Genomic DNA, 19,424 nt, shown 5'->3' on the forward strand with positions numbered 1-19,424 from the left:
AACCTAAATTTGCAGGATGCGAATAGTGTTGAATGCCAGTCCGCAACAGACTGCTGTTTTTCTTTCCCGAACCATTCCGGATACGGTAACTATTTACCGTAAAGGGATCGATACATTACCCGATCAGGCGGATGCATGGTTCGATCTGTGTTTTGAAACTGAAGGTGCCGCTTTTCCTGAGATTAAGACAGCGCCGGTTTTTGTGAACGCTGTATTGACCACCACTGATACATTGGCTGACAATTATATCCGTATCAATGCTTGGAATGGTTTTTTGGAACGTACCATTCTAGAAGTGGTTCCTCCAAAAAATAAAATGCCGTTTGAGCAAATATTGGCAACACTTGGATGGAATCATCAAATTGTGCCCGATGTACCCGGTATGATTGCGGCCAGCGTCATTGCTATGATCATCAATGAAGCCTATTTTGCATGGGGCGATGAAGTAAGTACCAAACAGGATATTGATACTGCAATGAAATTAGGTACGAACTATCCGCATGGACCATTTGAATGGTGTGATATCATTGGAGTGCAGCCGGTTTATCATTTATTACAAGTACTGGCAAAAGAAGATGATCGGTACACACCCGCACCCGCTTTAACAGCAGAAGCATTATCCAAAACAAATACACCATGAGTTATTTTCTCAACATTGATACAGCCACAGAACAGGCCAGTGTTTGTTTGAGTGAAGACGATCGTGTATTGGAGATGGAGATCAGTACCGATCAAAAAAATCATGCTTCTTTTTTACAGCCGGCTATTCAAAGCCTAGTTAAAAAAACGGGTTTACAACTCATACAGATAGATGCCGTAGCTGTTACCGGCGGACCGGGCAGTTATACAGGCTTAAGGGTGGGTTTGGCAAGTGCAAAGGGTATTTGTTATACACTAAATAAACCTTTGATTATCATCAATACTTTGGAAGTTATGGCTACGGCTGCCAAGGAAGGGGAAAAACAAACAGAAGATTGTCTGATTTGCCCGATGATTGATGCCAGAAGAATGGAAGTCTTTACCGCTGTATACGATCAATCACTGCAAGTAATTTTGGAGCCACAACCCATGATACTTGAACAGCATTCTTTTTCAGAACTCCTCAAAAAGCAATCAATTTTGTTCTTTGGAAGCGGCGCTGAAAAATTAAAGGGAATTTTAAGCCACCCCGAAATGCGATTCAAAACCGGTCATCAGCATGCCGGACATTTGGCCCAGCGGGTGTTAAAACCCTTTGCTGATCAAGCCTTTGCAGATCTAGCCTATAGCGAACCGCTGTATTTAAAAGCTTTTTTTGATACTTCAGGCAAGGTAAAAAACTAGTATAGTGCTTATTTGTATATAAATTTTATACAATAAATCAATAAAGATTTTCGTATCTTTATTAATACAATTTTAGTTTGTTAACCCCCCAATCAACTTAATTGTCATGAGTCAATCATTACAATCCGTTGTACTAAACAATGGCAAATCCCCGATCAAGGTAGATTTTCTTCATACCAAGAAAGCTGCTCTGATACTTAGGTCAATCAATCACAAACTCCGACAGCAAATCATCAAATTACTTGACGATCATCAAAAAATGACGGTTACAGAAATTTATGTAAAACTTCGCCTGGAGCAGTCTGTAGCCTCTCAACACCTTGCTATTCTCCGCAGAGCAGGTATTGTAAGTACTACACGTGATGGTAAATTCATCTTCTATTCCGTTAACTATGCACGCTTGAATGAAGTGGTCGGTTTTGTAGAATCACTCGTCGGCTGATATTTTAACTGACAGAATGCCTTTTTTAGCCGTGATCTGCTTTTCTGGCTTGATCATTGGACTATCTTTGCCTTAAACTCAGGAATATGTTTGTAAAACAATTATATACCGGCTGTTTGAGTGAGGCAGCTTATTATATTGAAAGTGATGGTATTGCAGCAGTAATAGACCCTTTGAGGGATATCGATGAATACCTGAAACTGTCCAGAGAAAGAAAAAGTACCATTCGCTATATTTTTGAAACACATTTTCATGCTGATTTTGTGAGCGGTCATCTTGATCTCGCTACAGCAACAGGTGCTACTATTGTATATGGTCCGGGTACTACCACCAACTTTCCTGTTCATGTTGCAAAAGATGGCGAAACCTTCTCTATTGGTGCACTGAGCATGCAAGTATTGCATACACCCGGACATACACTCGAAAGCAGTTGTTATTTGTTGAAAGATGAGAACGGAAAAGACCATGCTATTTTCACCGGTGATACTTTGTTTGTAGGAGATGTGGGTAGACCCGATCTCGCACAAAAAGGAAAAGAAATTACAATGGAGGATCTTGCAGGAATGATGTATGAAAGCTTACAAGGCAAGATCATGTCACTAGCTGATCATGTAATTGTTTATCCTGCACATGGCGCCGGTAGCAGCTGCGGAAAAAATTTAGGGCCGGAGACTTTCAGTACCATTGGTGAGCAAAAAGCAACGAATTATGCATTACAACAACAAAGCAAAGAAGACTTTATCAAAGCGGTGACAGATGGACTCGCTGCTCCACCACAATATTTTCCAATCAATGCCAAAATCAACAAGGAAGGGTATGAAAGTCTAGCTGCTGTTTTGGAAAAAGGAATGCAGGCATTGGATATTCCTGCATTCAAACTAAAACTCAAAGACGACAATATTCTCTTATTAGATACGCGCAAAGCTTCTGTTTTTACAGAAGGATTTATTCCAGGTTCAGTGTTTATCGGGCTCGAAGGTCGCTTCGCAGAATGGGCGGGTAGCTTGTTGTCATTTGATAAAGAAATTCTGTTGGTAACAGAACCCGGTAAAGAAAGAGAAAGTATCGTGCGTTTGGCTAGGGTTGGATTTGAAAAATTTGCCGGCCACTTGGCAGGCGGATTTGAGCAATGGAAAAACAACGGTGAGCCTACCGATATGATCATTGATGTAGAAGCAGATGAATTGGCAATGGATATGCCTTTTGATCCACAACTTGTCATTGTAGATGTTCGAAAAGTTCCTGAATATGCTGACGGACATATCAAAGAAGCATTGAACATTCCTTTGGATGAACTTACAGACCCCGGAAGTATGGCACATCTGGAAGACAATCACAATATCTATGTGCATTGTGCCGGTGGTTACAGAAGTGTAATAGCAGCATCCCTCATGAAGAAACAAGGCATCCATAACCTCAGAAATGTACTGGGTGGTTGGGGACAAATCAAAGAATTAAAAGACAAGTTCAGCATTGAGAAAACAACAGCAGTGTTGAATTAATTTCTGATCTCTGATGTCGGATGTCGGATTTGAAAGATCACAACAAATCCTACATCCTACATCCTACATCCTACATCCGACATCAAACCATCAAGTGCTTATACTTCTCTGCCTGATCACTATATTTCCATCTTCTGTGGCTCCATAAATAGTTGTCTGGGATTTTACGGACAGAGTCCTCTACTTTTTTTACCAATAGCTTGGTTAGTTCGCCGTCTGCAAAATCATGTGGCTTTGTGGTGATCAATTCAAACTCCAATCGATAGTAACCACGTTTCACTTTATAAAAATGAGCATAGACAATCGCTGTATTGTTCATCTTTGCTCCTTTCTCCGGTCCTCGAGCAAAAGGCGCCGGTTTAGAGAAAAAGTTAGTCCAATAAGCTTTTGCCGGATTACCCGGGTTTTGATCTGCCACCAATGCTAATGCGTATCGATTTCTGGCGTATTGATGAAAATTTTGCTTGAACTCACTTGCAGGCACCAGTAGTGTACCAAAACGGGTTCTGAATTTATAAATCAATTGATCAAATACTTTATTGCTCAAAGGCATATATACTGCTACAAATGGAAACTTACTGTCCATAGCAACTCCCAAATTCGCATATTCCCAATTGAAATAATGTCCGCTGACTATTTGTACATTCTGGTCACCTGCATACAAATCATTGAGCACTTCAATATTACAGGTAAATCGTTTCCTCAATTCCTTCTCTGAAACCGAAAATAGTTTGATGGTTTCAATAAATGTGTCAACAAAATTATGATAGAATTTTTTTTCGATCTGTTTTCGTTCAACTGCCGTCTTCTCCGGAAATGCAATCAACAGATTCGCCGCCACTACCTTTTTCCGATATCCGAACACATAGTACAGCAATACATAAATACCGTCACCTATCAAGTATAACAACCACCAAGGCAGTCGGGAGAGTAAATGAAATAAGCCTGATACAAGGGTGTACATGATCTTTGAATTCTTGATTTTTTGATTTCTTGATCTTTTGACTTTTGACTTCTTCAAATCAAAAAATCACAGATCAAAGTATAATATTCTGCAACAATTCACTCTTCTCCTGATGATCTGTATTATAATGCAAACCTCTACTTTCTTTTCTGAACTGTGCGCCTTTTACGATGAGGTATCCTACCGTAATTAGGTTTCTCAACTCACAAAGCTGTGGTGATACTTTGGTAGAGCGATACAATTCTTCGGTTTCTGCATATAACAGATCCAAACGTTTCATAGCACGTTCCAAACGAATATCGGTTCTTACAATACCTACATAATCACTCATGATCTGCTGCAACTCTTTCAAACTTTGAGTGATGAGGATCATTTCACGAGGTTCTGTGGTTCCGGTGGTTTTCCAATCGGGAATACTGTGTTGAATATGGATATTGTGAATGGTTTCAATACTATCCAAATAACAACGATGCCCAAATACCATGGCTTCTAATAAACTATTACTCGCTAATCGATTGGCACCGTGCAAACCTGTACTGGCACACTCTCCACAGGCATATAAATTACGAATAGAAGTTCTGCCATGCTCATCAGTTTTAATACCACCACAACTGTAATGAGCTGCTGGAGCTACCGGTATCATATGTTGTAATACATCAATACCCATACTCATACATTTCTCATAAATATTGGGAAAGTGATGAATGAATTTTTCCCGATCCATATGCCTGCAATCCAAATACACATATTCCGTACCGGTACGTTTCATTTCATTATCGATGGCTCTAGCTACTATATCACGAGGTGCGAGGTCTTTACGGGCATCATACCGTTCCATAAAAGCTTCCCCATATTTATTGCGCAAAACACCACCGTCACCACGTACCGCTTCTGTAATTAAAAAAGAAGGGGAAGTGCCGGGTTCATACAAAGCAGTGGGGTGAAACTGAATGAACTCCATGTTCTCTATTCTTCCTTTAGCTCTGTATACCATCGCTATACCATCACCCGTAGCAATCTTGGGGTTGGTAGTGGTTCTGTATGCTTGTCCACAACCACCTGTTGCCAATAAAGTAATTTTGGAAAGAATTTTCTCAATTTTATTGGTGTGCAGATTGAGTACATACACTCCATAACAAGTAATATCTGCAGTAGATTTTGTTACCAGAAAACCCAAATGGTGTTGTGTGAGAATATCTACTACAAAACAGTGATTGATCAATTCAATATTCGATACCTGCGCCATCTCATCCAATAAAGCGCGTTCCATTTCTTGTCCGGTTACATCTTTATGATGTAAAATTCTGTTTTCACTATGTCCACCTTCTTTACCTAGGCTATACTCTCCTTTTTCATTTTTATCAAACTCAGCACCATAAGAAATGATCTCCCGAATTCTTTCCGGACCTTCTTTCACCACAATCTCTACAATCGACTCATTACATAAACCATCACCCGCTATTAATGTGTCTTCAATATGTTTTTCATAACTGTCTCTATTCTCATCCCATACACCAGCAATACCTCCTTGTGCATATTTGGTATTGGTTTCATCGGCTTGTGTCTTGGTGATGACCATGATTTTCTTATCCGGAAAATGACGTGCTGTTTTCAGCGCATACGTAAGCCCTGCAATACCTGAACCTATAACAAGAAAATCTGTTTGCATAAAATATCCCTTTCCATAAATTTCAGATAGCTAGAGGCTTAAGCCCGTAGCTATCTAAAATTTATGATGCCGGTTCTACCCAGGCTTCATTTTCTTTTAATAAATTGATCAGCTCATCCACCGCCACTTCACTATCTACATTTCGTTTGACTACTTCTTTTCCTTTGTACAAAGTGATCTTACCAACACCACTTCCCACATATCCAAAATCAGCATCTGCCATTTCACCCGGACCATTCACAATACATCCCATGATGGCGATCTTTACACCTTTCAAATGATTGGTAACCGAGCGAATCTTTGCAGTGGTCTCTTGCAGATCAAACAAAGTTCTTCCGCAACTCGGACAAGAAATGTATTCTGTTTTGGAAATACGTGTTCTTGTTGCTTGCAGAATACTGAAAGCCGTACTATTGATGAATTGTTCGACTGAAGTATTGGTCATATAGTTTCTGCCACTGGTATCTGCATGACCTTTTTCTGATTGCTGTAAGTAACTGTTGACAGACATCCCAAAACAAACTCCGTCACCAAAACCATCGAGTAATAAAGCACCTGCCTCGGTTGCATAATGAATAAGGTGTTCATCAGCTGTTTGCCAGTTACTGTCAACGATCAGCACCACGGGATTATTCACTTGCTGTTGCATCAGCTCTACAAAAGCCCTGCGCACCGAAGGCATGGCGTGATCATTGGTACTACTCAAACAAAGTACCACGGTTTTATCAGCTGCTAGTTCTTGTAATTCAGCAGGGGTAGCAAGTGTACCATCATTGTAACAGTCCAGCATCACAAAATTCAACTGTTGGCTTTTTGCTGAACCCTTGAGAAAATTTTTTACATCATCAATGGGAAAGTATTTATCATGATCCGCTGCTTTTTTCCAGGTACTCGTATCAACAATCACTTTTAAAGTTCCCGGCAAAGCGAAATCAGGTATTTGGTCTCCGGTGAAAATATAATCTGCTGCCATATCGCTGATATTCCATTTATCAGTAGCAGCATCATAGGTATATCCAACAGCACTAAGTTTTTCAGGAGTCAGTGCATCCAGCTTACTGAGGTCGGCTATCACAACCGGTACTTGTTTTCCGCCAATATTACTCACTTCAAAACTTTCACGTCTTTGATAGTTGAACGGATCATAGGTGAGCTTTTCAATAGCCGGAATATGTTGTGTTTGTCTGGTTGAACTTGTATAACGTTTCACAAGATCACGACAAACAGGAATTTCAAACTCTGGATCTTCTGTTAAACTCACACGAACAGTATCACCAATCCCATCTTCCAATAAAGTACCAATACCTGCAGCACTTTTCACGCGACCATCTTCGCCATCACCGGCTTCTGTTACTCCTAAGTGTAGTGGATAACATTCACCAAATTCAGCATCCATCTGTTGAATCAATAATCGATATGCCTGCACCATTACTTGTGGGTTACTGGCTTTCATGCTCAATACAATGTTGTGAAAACTTTCATAGCGGGCGATGCGCAGAAATTCCATGGCACTTTCTACCATACCCATCGGTGTATCGCCATATCGACTCATGATACGATCACTCAGAGAACCATGATTGGTGCCGATGCGCATGGCAGTTCCATATTCTTTACAAATACGAACCAGTGGTGTGAATCTTTCCTGGATACGTTCTATTTCTTCTGCATAATCAGCATCGGTATACTCAATCAGTTCAAATTTCTTTTTATCGACATAGTTACCCGGATTTACACGTACTTTCTCTACAATTCTGGCAGCGATCTCAGCGGCATTGGGTGTAAAATGAATATCTGCCACTAATGGGGTATGATACCCTCTTTTACGAAGTTCATTTTTAATATTGAGCAAGTTTTCTGCTTCTTTCTTACTGGGAGCGGTAATACGCACCAGTTCAGCCCCCGCTTCAATACAACGAATGCTTTGTTCTACTGTTGCCAGCGTATCCATGGTATCGGTAGTGGTCATGGTTTGTAACCGGATGGGGTGGAAATTACCCAGCAAAAGATCACCAATACGCACTTCTTTGGTCTTCAATCGGTTGTACTGTGTGAGGGAATGACAGTATGCTTGCATAAATGAGATATGAGGTACAAATTTAGCGTGAAATCGCCTGATTTAGTGTTTAAAACGGATAGGCTTCGTTACTTGTTCGGGCTTTTTCGAATTTCCTAGGGACCATGACCGTGCTTGCTTCGGGTTTTCTTCGGGAATACCTTAGATAGATAAGGGGAGTATCAGCTGAGCCCTAGGGGGAGGGTTGATATAGTAAGAATGGGGATTGGATGAACATCAAATGAAAGTAGAATGAATCCCGCTTGGAATACGGACTTATAACGGACTTGTAGCGGACTTGTAACGGAGTTATAACGGGGTGTTACCCGGATCCGCCAAGCACCCCATTTTGCAGGGTAGTTTTCTCAAAGAGAAATCGAGGATCTTTTCTTTTTAAGGGGTTGGCAGTGTTTTGAAATAATCGTGGCTATATGAGGCTTAAAATGTTAAATCGAAATATAATGATGGAACGCAGATCTTTATGATGGGTTATGATAGTAATAAAAAATCCGCGCTAACCATAATAATCATGTCCAAAGGACTCCGGTGGAGAAAATCTGCGTTCCATCAATCGCGATATAAAACTTTTGGAAAGTTCCGAAACTTTCCAAAAGTTAATTCGACTCATACAATAAGCAAAAAAATTACTCACTATAAAATCTCCAACTAGTTTTAAAATTCTCAGTCAATGGTTGCTTGGTCAAAATAGCTCTTACCATTTCAACAGGCATACTATTCAACGACATCACTGCATCGTGATATTGTTTGTAGGTCATCTTACCAGTATCTACCAATTCTTTTTTCAGCGCATAGAACTGTCTGCCTCCTGTTAAGTATGCCAGCTGATACAGCGGTGGATAACGACCTGTAAATGAACGACGCACTTCACCTTCTGCATTGGCTCTTTCATGACCTACTCTGTCTACTAAAAAATCAATACACTCTTGGGGTGTCCATTTACCCATATGATAATTCAAAGAGAAAATAATTCTGGCGCAACGATGCATGTGCCAGAAGAGCATACCAATTCTGTCTTCCGGTGTTTTAGCAAACTGCATATCCCATAAAATCAATTCCCAATACAATGCCCATCCTTCGCCCCAGAAGGGTGTGCCGAAATTGCGATAGGTTCTGGTTCTGGTATTCACAAACTGTTGCAGGTTATGTCCGGCAATCAGTTCATGATGTACTGTTGCTTTTGAAAAATGCGGATTGTTACCACGCATACTCATCATCCTGTCTTCATACGTCATGGTATTGGTTGGATAAGAGATGATGATATCAGCACCTCCTAAAAAGAATGGGGCTATCAATTGTCTTTCAGGAGACATCATCATCATGCCCCAGGTTTCTTCTGCCAATGATGGAATGGTAATGAGGTTGTTCTTTTTGAGAAAATCAATTGACTCTGTATATAATTTTAAAATTGCTTCAGGTTGCTTTCCCGGTGGAACATACAAGGTTTTTACTTTCTCCAATGCTGCTTTCCAGTTATCACCAAAACCCATTTCTTTAGAAGCTTTCAACATTTCAGCATCACACCATGCAAATTCTTTATTCGCAATATCAATCAACTCTTCAGGAGTATAGGGAATCATTTCACTTTGTAATTGTTTGATAAGATTCGCTTTTCCAGCTCTTACACCTACAATACCGCTGTTATCACTTGCTGTTAACGAACTACTGGCTTTTGTTTTCCATGCGCCTGCATAAGCTGTTAAAGCCTCATCCAAAGATTTATGCACCGTTGGTATCCACCAGGTAAACATGGGATCATAACCATTGTAAAAATCAAATACACTTTGTAATGTCTGACGAAGATTGTTGATCACTTCTCCCGCTGTATACACAGATTCAGCATCGATCACTTTTTCTTCTTTTAATTTTGCTTGTAAGGATTTGATCTCTGTAATCATGGCGGCCCAATCTTTTGCCACTCCTTCTGCATTGGGCTGATAGCCTCTTCTGCGTTGCTGTTCCAACGCATATACTTTGGGTGCAAAAGGAAGCCACTGACTCAATTTTGAAACTTCATTGGCTTCTGTTACCAATTGCTCCATTCTTTCGGTCAGATCTCTCTTGAATAAGATATAATCCACCTTACACTCTTGTGAAAGATTTTTGAAATCAACAGCTGCCAGCTTTTTCTGATACTCTTGCACCAACTGTTGTAACCGCTTATTTTTTTCCGGAGAACCGATGCTTGCATCGGCTCCACCACCAAAACCACCACTTCTTGAAGAAGCAGGACTATAATACCTGCTCAGTGTACGATTATCAGCAGCATACTGCTGAATCAATGTTGGCATTTCCTGACAAGGAACATAGGTCTCTTTTGAAACCTGTGCAAGCGCTTGTTGTGGCAATGCACAGAACATAGTGCCTGTTAGTAGCAGTGCAAGGAGCAATTGTTGTTGTTTCATATAGCTGTTTTGGTAGTTTGTTGTATAAAATTTCAATGACCCAATATTTATATCACTTGAAACCCATGTGCATAGGGATCATCATCATCAATGATGATCGTATTATATCCTGTTACCCTTGCCCAACCTTCAATACTTGGAACAATAGCCGGTTGTCCATTTACCGTAGTTTCTGCTTCAATCCTTCCGGTAAAAGTTGAGCCGATAATGCTTTCATGAATGAATGCATCGCCCTTTTTTAGTTTCCCTTTTGCATACCATTGTGCCATACGTGCCGAGGTTCCGGTACCACAAGGAGAACGATCGATGGCTTTATCGCCATAGAATACAGCATTGCGTGCTGTTGATGTAGGTACGATGGGTTTGCCTGTCCATAACAAATGACTTAACCCTTTGATATTTTCATTTTCAGGATGAATAAAACTATATTGTTCATTCAATAATTTTCTGCAGACCCTACTCCATGAGATCAATTGATCGGCAGTATAGTGTTCAAGACCCGGGAAATTTTCCTGTGGATCTACAATGGCATAAAAATTACCGCCATAAGCGACGTCTACTTTGATCTTGCCTAGATCCGGGCATTCCACTTCTAGATCTGAAGCATATAAAAACGCAGGAACATTCGTGAGCTTTACTGACACGACTTTTTTTCCTTCTTGCTTGTATTCAATGAGTACCAAACCCGCAGGTGTTTCGATTCTTAATTGACCCGGTGTTTTGGGTGTTACCAATCCTTCTTCAACGGCAATGGTAATGGTACCAATGGTTCCATGTCCACACATGGGCAAGCAACCACTGGTCTCAATGAACAACACCCCAATATCATTTTGCGGATCATTAGGTGGGTATAGAATACTTCCACTCATCATATCATGCCCACGTGGCTCAAACATCAATCCTTTTCTGATCCAATCGTATTCACGAAGAAAATGTAATCGCTTTTCCATCATGGAACCACCTTCCAGTAAAGGACCACCACCTGCTACGAGACGAACAGGATTGCCACAAGTATGTGCATCAATACAAAAGAATTTTTTATATGCCATTATAATATTGTCGTTGGTCGATCAAACTTAATCAGATAGCATCACGTGTATAAGCTCCATTTACTTTACGCATAATACCTGCTGTATTTTCATTTTGCAAATACAAAGGCAGTAATTCCTGTGGACAATCCTGATAACATAACGGTCTTACAAATCTGCGAATTGCTTCTGTTCCAACAGAAGTAGTTCTTGCATCTGTAGTAGCCGGAAATGGACCTCCATGTACCATTGCATGACAAACTTCTACACCGGTAGGTACATTATTGAAAATAATCCTGCCTGTTTTTTGTTGTAAAATATCTACTACAGATGAATATCTTTTCAACTCATCGGTAGTACCAAATACAGAACCGGTCAATTGTCCATGTAATGTTTGTAAAGCAGTTTCCAATTCTGTTCTGTCATCACATATTACTATCAAAGAACATGGGCCAAATACTTCGTCTTGTAATGATAAATCTCGTATAAAATCCTGAGCATTCACAGTGAATAAAGCCGCAGTTCCTTGATATACTTGCCCCTGATCTTCTCCAATGAACAATGCTTTTACTCCTTTGGTTTGTGCAACTCTTGATCTTTCTGCATAATACGCTTTACAAATATGTTGATTCAACATAGTTGCCGCTGCCGCATTTGAAAGTGCGGCTATCAGTGATTCAGTAAATGCCTCTGATGCTTTTGATCGGATAACAAATAATAAACCCGGATTGGTACAGAATTGCCCAACACCCAGTGTAATAGATGCCGCTAAAGTAGTAGCTGTTTCCGCTGTTTTCAATGCCAATGTTTCCGGTAATAAAATAACAGGATTGATGCTACTCATCTCTGCATACAATGGTATCGGCTCTTTTCTTTTCTGTGTAACGGTATTGTACAATGCCATTCCTGCGCGATAAGAACCGGTGAAACCAATAGCTTTGATGGATGGCTCTAAGGCAAGTCTTTGTCCCAATAGGGCCCCTTCGCCATTCAGTGAAGAGAATACACCATCAGGCATTCCTGTTCTTTCAGCCGCTTTTCTAATAGCATGGGCCATCAGTTCATTGGTACCTGCATGAGCACTGTGTGCTTTCACGATGACAGGGCAACCTGCGGCCAATGCAGAGGCGGTATCTCCTCCTGCCGTAGAAAAAGCAAAAGGAAAATTGCTTGCAGCAAATACGGCTACCGGTCCAACAGGCTGCAATATTCTTCTGATATCTGAGCGAGGCAGTGGCTTTCTTTCGGGCATTGCTGTATCTATCACTGCATCTGCCCAAGAGCCTTCTCGGAGTAACGTAGCAAAAAGTTTGAGTTGATTCATGGTGCGGTCTCTTTCGCCTGTCAACCTTGGTAAGGGCAATCCGGTTTCCAGGTGGGCACGCTCCAATAAAAAATCTCCGATGTTCAATATCTCTTCTGCTATAGCTTCCAGAAAAATGGCTCTTTGTATAAAAGCGGTCTTGCTGAAAATTATAAAAGCTGCTACCGATTTTTTGATAGCTACTTCAATTTCTTCATCAGTTGCAACATGAAAATGTTCCGGTAAATAAGTTCTTTGAAGGGTACTAAAAGACTGGAATGATCCTTTGCCTTTTGCAGTTACTTCAAATCCGATAATGTTATGCCCTTGTAGCATCCTACTTGTGTTTCAGGTTCAAATAATCTGGTAATGTTGGACGATTGGTCAATGCCGTTTCTATAATCGCAGTCACACGTTTCAACTCTTCCCCTTCCAGTGGCAAACGTGGTGCTCTGACATGTGTTGATCCAATACCGGTATGCGTTGCGGCCAGCTTGATATACTGAACCAATTTCGGATGAATATCCAGCTCCAATAAGGGCAGGAACCAACGATAGATCTTTAAGGCTTCATCGATCATGCCCGCTTTCACTAAACGATAAACGGCTACTGTTTCCTGCGGAAAAGCATCTACCAAACCGGCAACCCAACCATCTGCACCCATACACAAACTTTCCATAGCAAGGGTATCAACACCACAAAGAATATGAAAACGATCACCAAAACGATTGATCATTCTTGTTACATTGGAAATATCCCGTGTAGATTCTTTTACCGCCTGAATATTTTTGTAGGGCACCATGGCTTCAAACATATCCAATGTAACATGAATCTTATAGTCAACGGGATTGTTATAGATCATGATGGGTAAAGAAGTAGAAGCTGCTACTGCTTTAAAATACTCCAATGTTTCTTTACTGTCTGCGTAGTAACGCATGGGGGGTAACAACATCAACCCATCAGCCCCATTTTTCTCAGAATCCTGCGCCAGCTGAATAGCGGCTTTAGTGGTCTGCTCTGCAATATTGATAATGACAGGAAAATCTTTTGGAATATGCTCCTTAGAATACAATAAGAGATCTCTTTTTTCTTCATTGGAAAGAGAACTTGCTTCACCAAGAGAGCCGCCGAGAATGATACCATCAACACCTGCATCTAACTGTGCGAAAAGATTTTTTTGGTACACTTCAAAATCAACAGCATCATCCTGTTTAAATGGTGTGAGAAGAGCAGGATAAACACCCTTCCATGTCAAATTAGCCATACTGAATAGTTTATAGGTTTAGACCCTTGGGAAAGTATTGGAATTTTCCCAAATTGAATTCAACATTTTATACTGTAATATTAACGTATTGAATTTTTAGAAGAAAGACATTAGTAAGAAAGTATATTGATGGGACGCAGATTTTTATGATTTTTTATGATCAGCGCTGATTTTAGTGCTACTATCCTAACACATCATAAAAATCTGCGTCCCATCAACCGCGATGCAAAAAAGTAGCGAATGAATATGTTGATGATTGGCTTTTTGTACTCCTTTAACCTTCTATCATCGGCACTAAGCTCAAATAATCTTTAGTATACATGATCACATTAGTATACTTTTCAAATTCCTTTGCTTCATGCATTGTGGTCAGCACTACACATTTCATTCCGGCATTCAACGCCGCTTCCACACCTTTTGGTGCATCTTCGAAAACGATACAGTCTGCAGGATCTACACCCAATTCTTCTGCACCTTTTAAAAAGGGTTCGGGATCGGGTTTGCTGTGTTTTACATGTTCTGCACCAATCACAGAATCAAAATAGTGTCTGATATTGAGACCATCAATCGCAAAATCAATATTGAATAAGATAGCGGCTGAGCCGATTCCCATTTTGATTCCTTTTTGTTTGGCGGTGGCAAGGAATGGTTCTAGTCCGGGTAAGGTTTTCATTTCAGGTCGATAAAGTGCCTGGTATTTTTTCTCCTTTTCCATTGATATATGATCCATTTCTTCTGCTGTAAAACGATCCGGACCAAAGATGCGGATCAGCAACTCCGTATTCTTACCATACATCTGATGAGCAACTTCATCCCAAGTCAAGTTTGCACCCAGTTCTTTGGTCAGCACATCAAACCATACCTGTTTGTGATAATGCATATCATCGATCATGGTTCCATTCAAGTCAAAAAGAAAAGCTTTGGCACTATGTAACATCCGATAAATTTTGATGCACAAATTAATGCATGATGGCACAACAAATGATTAATTTATTGATCAATACTTACCGATAGCTATTATTGGGAGATTTTTTTAACCAAAGCAGTATTGGCTTTTAACATAGCCAGTCCTTCCGCTTTTGTCATATAAGGCACGCCCTTTGCATGATTGATCATACTGATCTTACACATGAGATACCAGTGTCGCGCAATTTCACGCCATGCAAAAAATACCGAATGTCTCGGATCATACATATGTGTAGGTTCGCTTCCTGAGCCATTGAGTTCAACAATCATAAAATTTTTACCTTCTCTGAGCAATTCAATCGATTCATAACGAATATCCATTCTGCCATAATAAAATCCTTCAATCTTCTTGGCCAGTTGATCAATCACTTGGTTCAATGATTCATCAGCTAAATAGCTAAGATCAATAAACTTAGCCCCGCGAGCATGATTACCGTAGGGTACTAGTATTTTTTGCTCCCCTTTTTGTAGAACAATAGATAGTTCTTCAGCCATAGTTCTACGCAATACCGACAATTGTAGAATGTATCTAGGGTCCAACTGTAATAACTGATCAATGGTTGATATCCCATCACCAGATACAGTTAGAAACTCTTTTCCAACAATACCTGTAATTGTTCCTTTTTCCTCACCCGGTATGCGATAATAAAATATCCCTACTTCCTCTTCAAAAGGTATATAAGCCTGTATGAGAAAATCAAAATCTGCTTGCGCAACATAATTTTTTACTTCTGACTCACTTTCTAGTTTTTGAACACTCATTCCCCGCATACCAATATCAGGCTTTCCGATCAAAGGAAAGTGCAAACGCTCATTCGTAATTGTCTTCCATACAATTTCTGCATTTGTTCCGGCAGGAAAGAAAAGTGTAGTAGGATAAGTGCCTTCCGGCAGAATATCATAAATCTCTTTTTTACTCTCCATCAAAAATCCGCCATTACGTATGCCGGGATTGGCAGCATTGATATAAAAAAAAGCCCTAGCTTTTAAACATAGCCAAAACCAATAAGGATATAAGGGCGCATAGAGCACATTAAAAGACCAATACTCCCAGTTGAAAAGTTTGATAAAAAAAGGATGAAACTTGAGTTTCCTGATCAAAGACATGCCTGAAAGTTAAGAAACCGGCTGTTGCTGTACAAATGAAAGCGATAACTGGTGCTGTTCCTGATGAATAATATCATTATATAACATGGTAGCAGACTGTTCATCACAAACAATATTGGTAACACTTACTGTTAGCATTTCATTATTACGATTCATACGTATATCATTTTCTGCATCCCCATTGCCGCCAAACAAATGAAAAGATAGAATATCAGCAGAATTCGGATGTGGGTGCTGTTGCAACCATTCAGCAAACCACTGCTCTCTTTTTTGAATAATATCTTGTGTATATAATGTAACCGAAGACCATATATGTGGCTGTGTTGTATCTACTTCACGAATGTATTTTTCCTCTCCACTCCATCTGCATTCATATAAATAACCTGCTTCCCAAATGATCAGGGTAAAGGGTTCTATGCCAAGCAAATTGATTTTCTTATAAGCAGCTAACGAATTTTGTTGAGAAAGGATATCCAGAAATATCAGCCCTCTACTTTTCCGGTATTCGGCTGCGGGTTCATGTTTAATAAAACCACCGTTTAATAACACCATGGTAGTATCTGTTTCAGAAGCGCCGATCCAGGTACCGCCAGCCTGTGTGTCTTGGGGAAACAATAGTTTGTATTGACCAACCATGTGAACAACAGGTGCCGCTGCTTTCTTCCGAACTCCTTTTTCATCTCTGTTAGAAGTAAGCATTACTTTACCCTTCACGGGTATAAAAGTTACTGTGCACATGTATCACGATGTTTCATAGTAGAGGAAGCTACACCAAAGCCATCAGGTAGAATGATATCAGATACTTCTGACACACCTACACGTATCAATGCCATATGATGTACAGTATGTTCAAGATTATAGACCACTTCACGATAATAATTACTATTGACCACTACTGTCTCATTAGAGAGATCATCATAGCTCATTTCCAGCTGAATGATCTTGTCTTCACGAATCAGTCGACTACTGATTTCATGTAATAGTTGAATGGCCAGCTGCTTATCCGTTTCAATGCTTTTGTCTCTTTTTCTTTGCTCATAATTCACAAAACCCTGCTCATAGCCATTTTCCAAACACTGAAACAATTCAACAATGTGTCGAACATGTTGACCAATGGTTGCATTGAATAATGCTTTACTGGGTTGTGTGTATTGATCAGGATTTAGCTTATCTAAAGTTTCGTGCAGTTGTACAAACACGTTTTTTATAGCAAAAGCAATTTGCATAGATAGGGTTTCTTTTGTTAGTTTTTTCTTGCCAAAACTGAGAGGTTAACTGATAGTTGATCAGACAATATCAGGCTTTTTCCGCCAACTTTAAAATCTTTTCTATTGATTTTAAATCCGCCTTTAAATACGTATCCATCCGACACAGGGTTTGCGGTAAATGGAAAACTAACCTCTTTGCCGATCCCTTTTATCTCAAGTATTCCTGTGATTTTGTATTGTCCGGCACCTTCTAAGGTTATACTTTTTGATATAAAGCTAATCCTTGGATGTTTCTCTACATAAAAATAATCCTCTTTTTTTAAATGATTATCGCGGGCTTTAATATCGGTATCCACAGTGCCCGCATTTACAGATACTGAAAACTTGCTTTCTGCTAAGTTGGCAGGATCAAAATTGATCAATCCGGACAAGCTTGTAAACTTACCTGTAACATTTATGCCCAAATTTTTGATGGTAAAATTCACCGATGATTCCGCGTCAATAGGTGTAAGTTTCTGTGCAGAACTGAGTAGCACATTCAGTAGCATCATCCCAACTAATATTATTCGCATCACACTGTTATATTCTTTTAATTCAATAATCATTTAATGGTTGCAAAACCGAAAACCCGGTTAAACTGTTGACAATGTATGACTGCGAATTTATAGGTATTAAAATCAGGATTTCCCGGAATATCATATAATTGGTTTCCTTGAACAGATCTCAATCTTCCTAATTCGATGAAGTTCACCGGTTGCATTTCTTTTGATATGTATACACGCAAATCAGGTCCATTGGTACTTTTAAAATTTTCTAATGCCAAAACCAGTTTACCATCTTTCTGATATACTCTTACATTACCTGTAACTGTATATGAATTTGCCGAAGTAAATGCCATCGCAGAAGTTACAGGTATTCTTGAACTACCAACTTGCTCATTTAGCTGATCAGATGATGTAGCAGTTTTTGTACAACTATAAAAAAGAACTGATAATATAACAGCTATGAGATAAATATGTTTTTTCATGATTCAAATTTTTAAAAATGTCTGGATATTCCAATACCAAATGCATTTACTTTATTTCGAAATCTGTTAATAATAGTGCCATCTGAAGCCACTTGATTCAAGTTATTGGTTTTATATTCTGAGAAATAGAACTGATAAACACCTCTTAAAGACCATTTATCAGATAGCTTATAGTTGATGAAAAGCTCAGAATTCAAACTACCCAGATCATGATCGCCTGTAAGCAGTAGATTAAAGGCAGAAGGTTTTACATCAGCATCATTTCTTGTAGTACCATTACTCGTGAGAATACCATTGGTGGTTCTTCCTAGGGTAAGACCAATCACATCGATATTAAAACCTGCAGACCATTTCTTATTAAAATGATACCCGATATTAACCGTTGCATTCAAAGCAGTTGTAAAAGGTCTTTGCACGTTGAGCGTATCCCAATTTTCCGGTTTTTGATCAGCAAAGAATATCAAAAATGGAATGGAATGATTTCTGGTTAGTCTGGCAGGACCTGCTGTGATATAATCTCTTTTAGTTCCAAAGTAGCTAGTTAGTCTTCCTCCAATTCCGATTTCCCATTTTTGTTTTTTCCCGATTTTCCAATTGTGTACATAAGAAAAGGCTGCAGACCCTTGTGAGGTTCCGGCAGTTAATGCCAAATCAACAAAGCGATTCGTTTTTTTTGTTGATGCTGTCTGAGCAGTAACGATATTAACAAGAAGTACTAAGCAAGCAGTGACAATATATTTTTTCATATTACTTATCACTATTGTCCGACTAAATATTTAATAGATGTCATAAAAAAAGGGATGATTACTAAGAATCATCCCGAATAGTTAAGTTTGAGTTACCACACTTAAACTATAACTATGAGTGAAGTTAAAAAATTCCCCGGACAGCCGGTATTATCACAGATATTAGATGTTATTCCTGGATCAATCATTAATACGGCTGGTAGAAAACATAAATCCAATAGATACTATAAAAGACTCCCGTTACGAGTTCATTTGGTGAGTTTACTGTATGGTGTATTTAGTTACTGTAATGGGCTTCGGGAGCTGTGTGAGGGGATGTTAGCTTGCGAAGGCAAGCTAGTTCATCTTGGATTAGATAAAGCTCCTGCCCGAAGTACATTATCAGATGCAAATAATAAG

19 protein-coding genes are annotated in these 19,424 nt (G+C 39.5%); 5 read left to right on the forward strand and 14 right to left on the reverse strand.

The window, feature by feature from the left end:
- Positions 1-16: 16 nt before the first annotated feature.
- From ACTIEV_RS00750 to ACTIEV_RS00765, 4 genes are all read left to right on the forward strand, one after another.
- Positions 17-640: a 3-hydroxyacyl-CoA dehydrogenase family protein gene (locus ACTIEV_RS00750; protein WP_322196606.1), complete on the forward strand. Its 624-nt coding sequence runs from the start codon at positions 17-19 to the stop codon at positions 638-640.
- Positions 637-1,323 carry a tRNA (adenosine(37)-N6)-threonylcarbamoyltransferase complex dimerization subunit type 1 TsaB gene (gene tsaB / locus ACTIEV_RS00755; protein ID WP_322196607.1) on the forward strand — a complete coding sequence of 229 codons (687 nt, stop codon included), beginning with the start codon at positions 637-639 and terminating at the stop codon, positions 1,321-1,323. The genes ACTIEV_RS00750 and tsaB overlap by 4 nt, the downstream gene beginning before the upstream one ends.
- 106 nt (positions 1,324-1,429) lie before the next feature.
- Positions 1,430-1,765 carry an ArsR/SmtB family transcription factor gene (locus ACTIEV_RS00760; RefSeq protein WP_178887553.1) on the forward strand — a complete coding sequence of 112 codons (336 nt, stop codon included), beginning with the start codon at positions 1,430-1,432 and terminating at the stop codon, positions 1,763-1,765.
- An 86-nt stretch (positions 1,766-1,851) separates the two neighbouring features.
- On the forward strand, positions 1,852-3,267 hold the full coding sequence (locus ACTIEV_RS00765; RefSeq protein ID WP_322196608.1) for an MBL fold metallo-hydrolase: 1,416 nt from the start codon (positions 1,852-1,854) through the stop codon (positions 3,265-3,267).
- Positions 3,268-3,349: 82 nt separating this feature from the next.
- Here the strand turns inward: ACTIEV_RS00765 and ACTIEV_RS00770 are convergent, their stop codons facing one another.
- From ACTIEV_RS00770 to ACTIEV_RS00835, 14 genes are all read right to left on the reverse strand, one after another.
- The gene (locus ACTIEV_RS00770; protein ID WP_322196609.1) at positions 3,350-4,231 is read right to left on the reverse strand and encodes a lysophospholipid acyltransferase family protein; all 882 of its coding nucleotides are present in this window, start codon (positions 4,229-4,231) and stop codon (positions 3,350-3,352) included.
- Positions 4,232-4,304: 73 nt separating this feature from the next.
- The gene (gene nadB, locus ACTIEV_RS00775; RefSeq protein WP_322196610.1) at positions 4,305-5,900 is read right to left on the reverse strand and encodes an L-aspartate oxidase; all 1,596 of its coding nucleotides are present in this window, start codon (positions 5,898-5,900) and stop codon (positions 4,305-4,307) included.
- Between the two features lie 61 nt (positions 5,901-5,961).
- The gene (ispG, locus tag ACTIEV_RS00780; RefSeq protein WP_322196611.1) at positions 5,962-7,974 is read right to left on the reverse strand and encodes a (E)-4-hydroxy-3-methylbut-2-enyl-diphosphate synthase; all 2,013 of its coding nucleotides are present in this window, start codon (positions 7,972-7,974) and stop codon (positions 5,962-5,964) included.
- Between the two features lie 623 nt (positions 7,975-8,597).
- A complete protein-coding gene (locus ACTIEV_RS00785) occupies positions 8,598-10,376 on the reverse strand; it encodes a DUF885 family protein (RefSeq protein ID WP_322196612.1) in 1,779 nt (592 codons plus the stop codon).
- Between the two features lie 47 nt (positions 10,377-10,423).
- Positions 10,424-11,425 (reverse strand): 4-hydroxyproline epimerase, encoded by a 1,002-nt coding sequence (locus tag ACTIEV_RS00790; protein WP_322196613.1) that lies wholly within the window; start codon positions 11,423-11,425, stop codon positions 10,424-10,426.
- 31 nt (positions 11,426-11,456) lie between these two features.
- On the reverse strand, positions 11,457-13,043 hold the full coding sequence (locus tag ACTIEV_RS00795; protein WP_322196614.1) for an aldehyde dehydrogenase (NADP(+)): 1,587 nt from the start codon (positions 13,041-13,043) through the stop codon (positions 11,457-11,459).
- A 1-nt stretch (position 13,044) separates the two neighbouring features.
- The gene (locus tag ACTIEV_RS00800) at positions 13,045-13,971 is read right to left on the reverse strand and encodes a dihydrodipicolinate synthase family protein (protein WP_322196615.1); all 927 of its coding nucleotides are present in this window, start codon (positions 13,969-13,971) and stop codon (positions 13,045-13,047) included.
- 274 nt (positions 13,972-14,245) lie between these two features.
- Complete coding sequence (locus ACTIEV_RS00805; protein ID WP_322196616.1) at positions 14,246-14,908, reverse strand: HAD family hydrolase; 663 nt, start codon at positions 14,906-14,908, stop codon at positions 14,246-14,248.
- Positions 14,909-14,988: 80 nt separating this feature from the next.
- Positions 14,989-16,044: a hypothetical protein gene (locus tag ACTIEV_RS00810; protein ID WP_322196617.1), complete on the reverse strand. Its 1,056-nt coding sequence runs from the start codon at positions 16,042-16,044 to the stop codon at positions 14,989-14,991.
- Positions 16,045-16,053: 9 nt separating this feature from the next.
- Positions 16,054-16,782, reverse strand: a complete 729-nt coding sequence (locus ACTIEV_RS00815) for an NRDE family protein (protein ID WP_322196618.1) — start codon at positions 16,780-16,782, stop codon at positions 16,054-16,056.
- Positions 16,770-17,270 (reverse strand): hypothetical protein, encoded by a 501-nt coding sequence (locus ACTIEV_RS00820; protein ID WP_322196619.1) that lies wholly within the window; start codon positions 17,268-17,270, stop codon positions 16,770-16,772. Before ACTIEV_RS00820 ends, ACTIEV_RS00815 begins: the two co-directional genes overlap by 13 nt.
- Positions 17,271-17,287: 17 nt before the next feature.
- Positions 17,288-17,857 carry a YceI family protein gene (locus tag ACTIEV_RS00825; RefSeq protein WP_322196620.1) on the reverse strand — a complete coding sequence of 190 codons (570 nt, stop codon included), beginning with the start codon at positions 17,855-17,857 and terminating at the stop codon, positions 17,288-17,290.
- Positions 17,854-18,279, reverse strand: coding sequence for a DM13 domain-containing protein (locus tag ACTIEV_RS00830; RefSeq protein ID WP_322196621.1), 426 nt, complete (start codon positions 18,277-18,279; stop codon positions 17,854-17,856). The genes ACTIEV_RS00825 and ACTIEV_RS00830 overlap by 4 nt, the downstream gene beginning before the upstream one ends.
- An 11-nt stretch (positions 18,280-18,290) precedes the next feature.
- Complete coding sequence (locus ACTIEV_RS00835; protein ID WP_322196622.1) at positions 18,291-19,025, reverse strand: hypothetical protein; 735 nt, start codon at positions 19,023-19,025, stop codon at positions 18,291-18,293.
- Positions 19,026-19,139: 114 nt separating this feature from the next.
- On the opposite strand from ACTIEV_RS00835, the gene ACTIEV_RS00840 reads away from it, so the two are divergent.
- Positions 19,140-19,424: DUF4372 domain-containing protein (locus ACTIEV_RS00840; RefSeq protein WP_439515883.1), on the forward strand; the 285-nt coding region annotated here is incomplete at its 3' end.

It is taken from the genome of Sediminibacterium sp., assembly GCF_051861365.1.
Classification (GTDB): domain Bacteria; phylum Bacteroidota; class Bacteroidia; order Chitinophagales; family Chitinophagaceae; genus Sediminibacterium.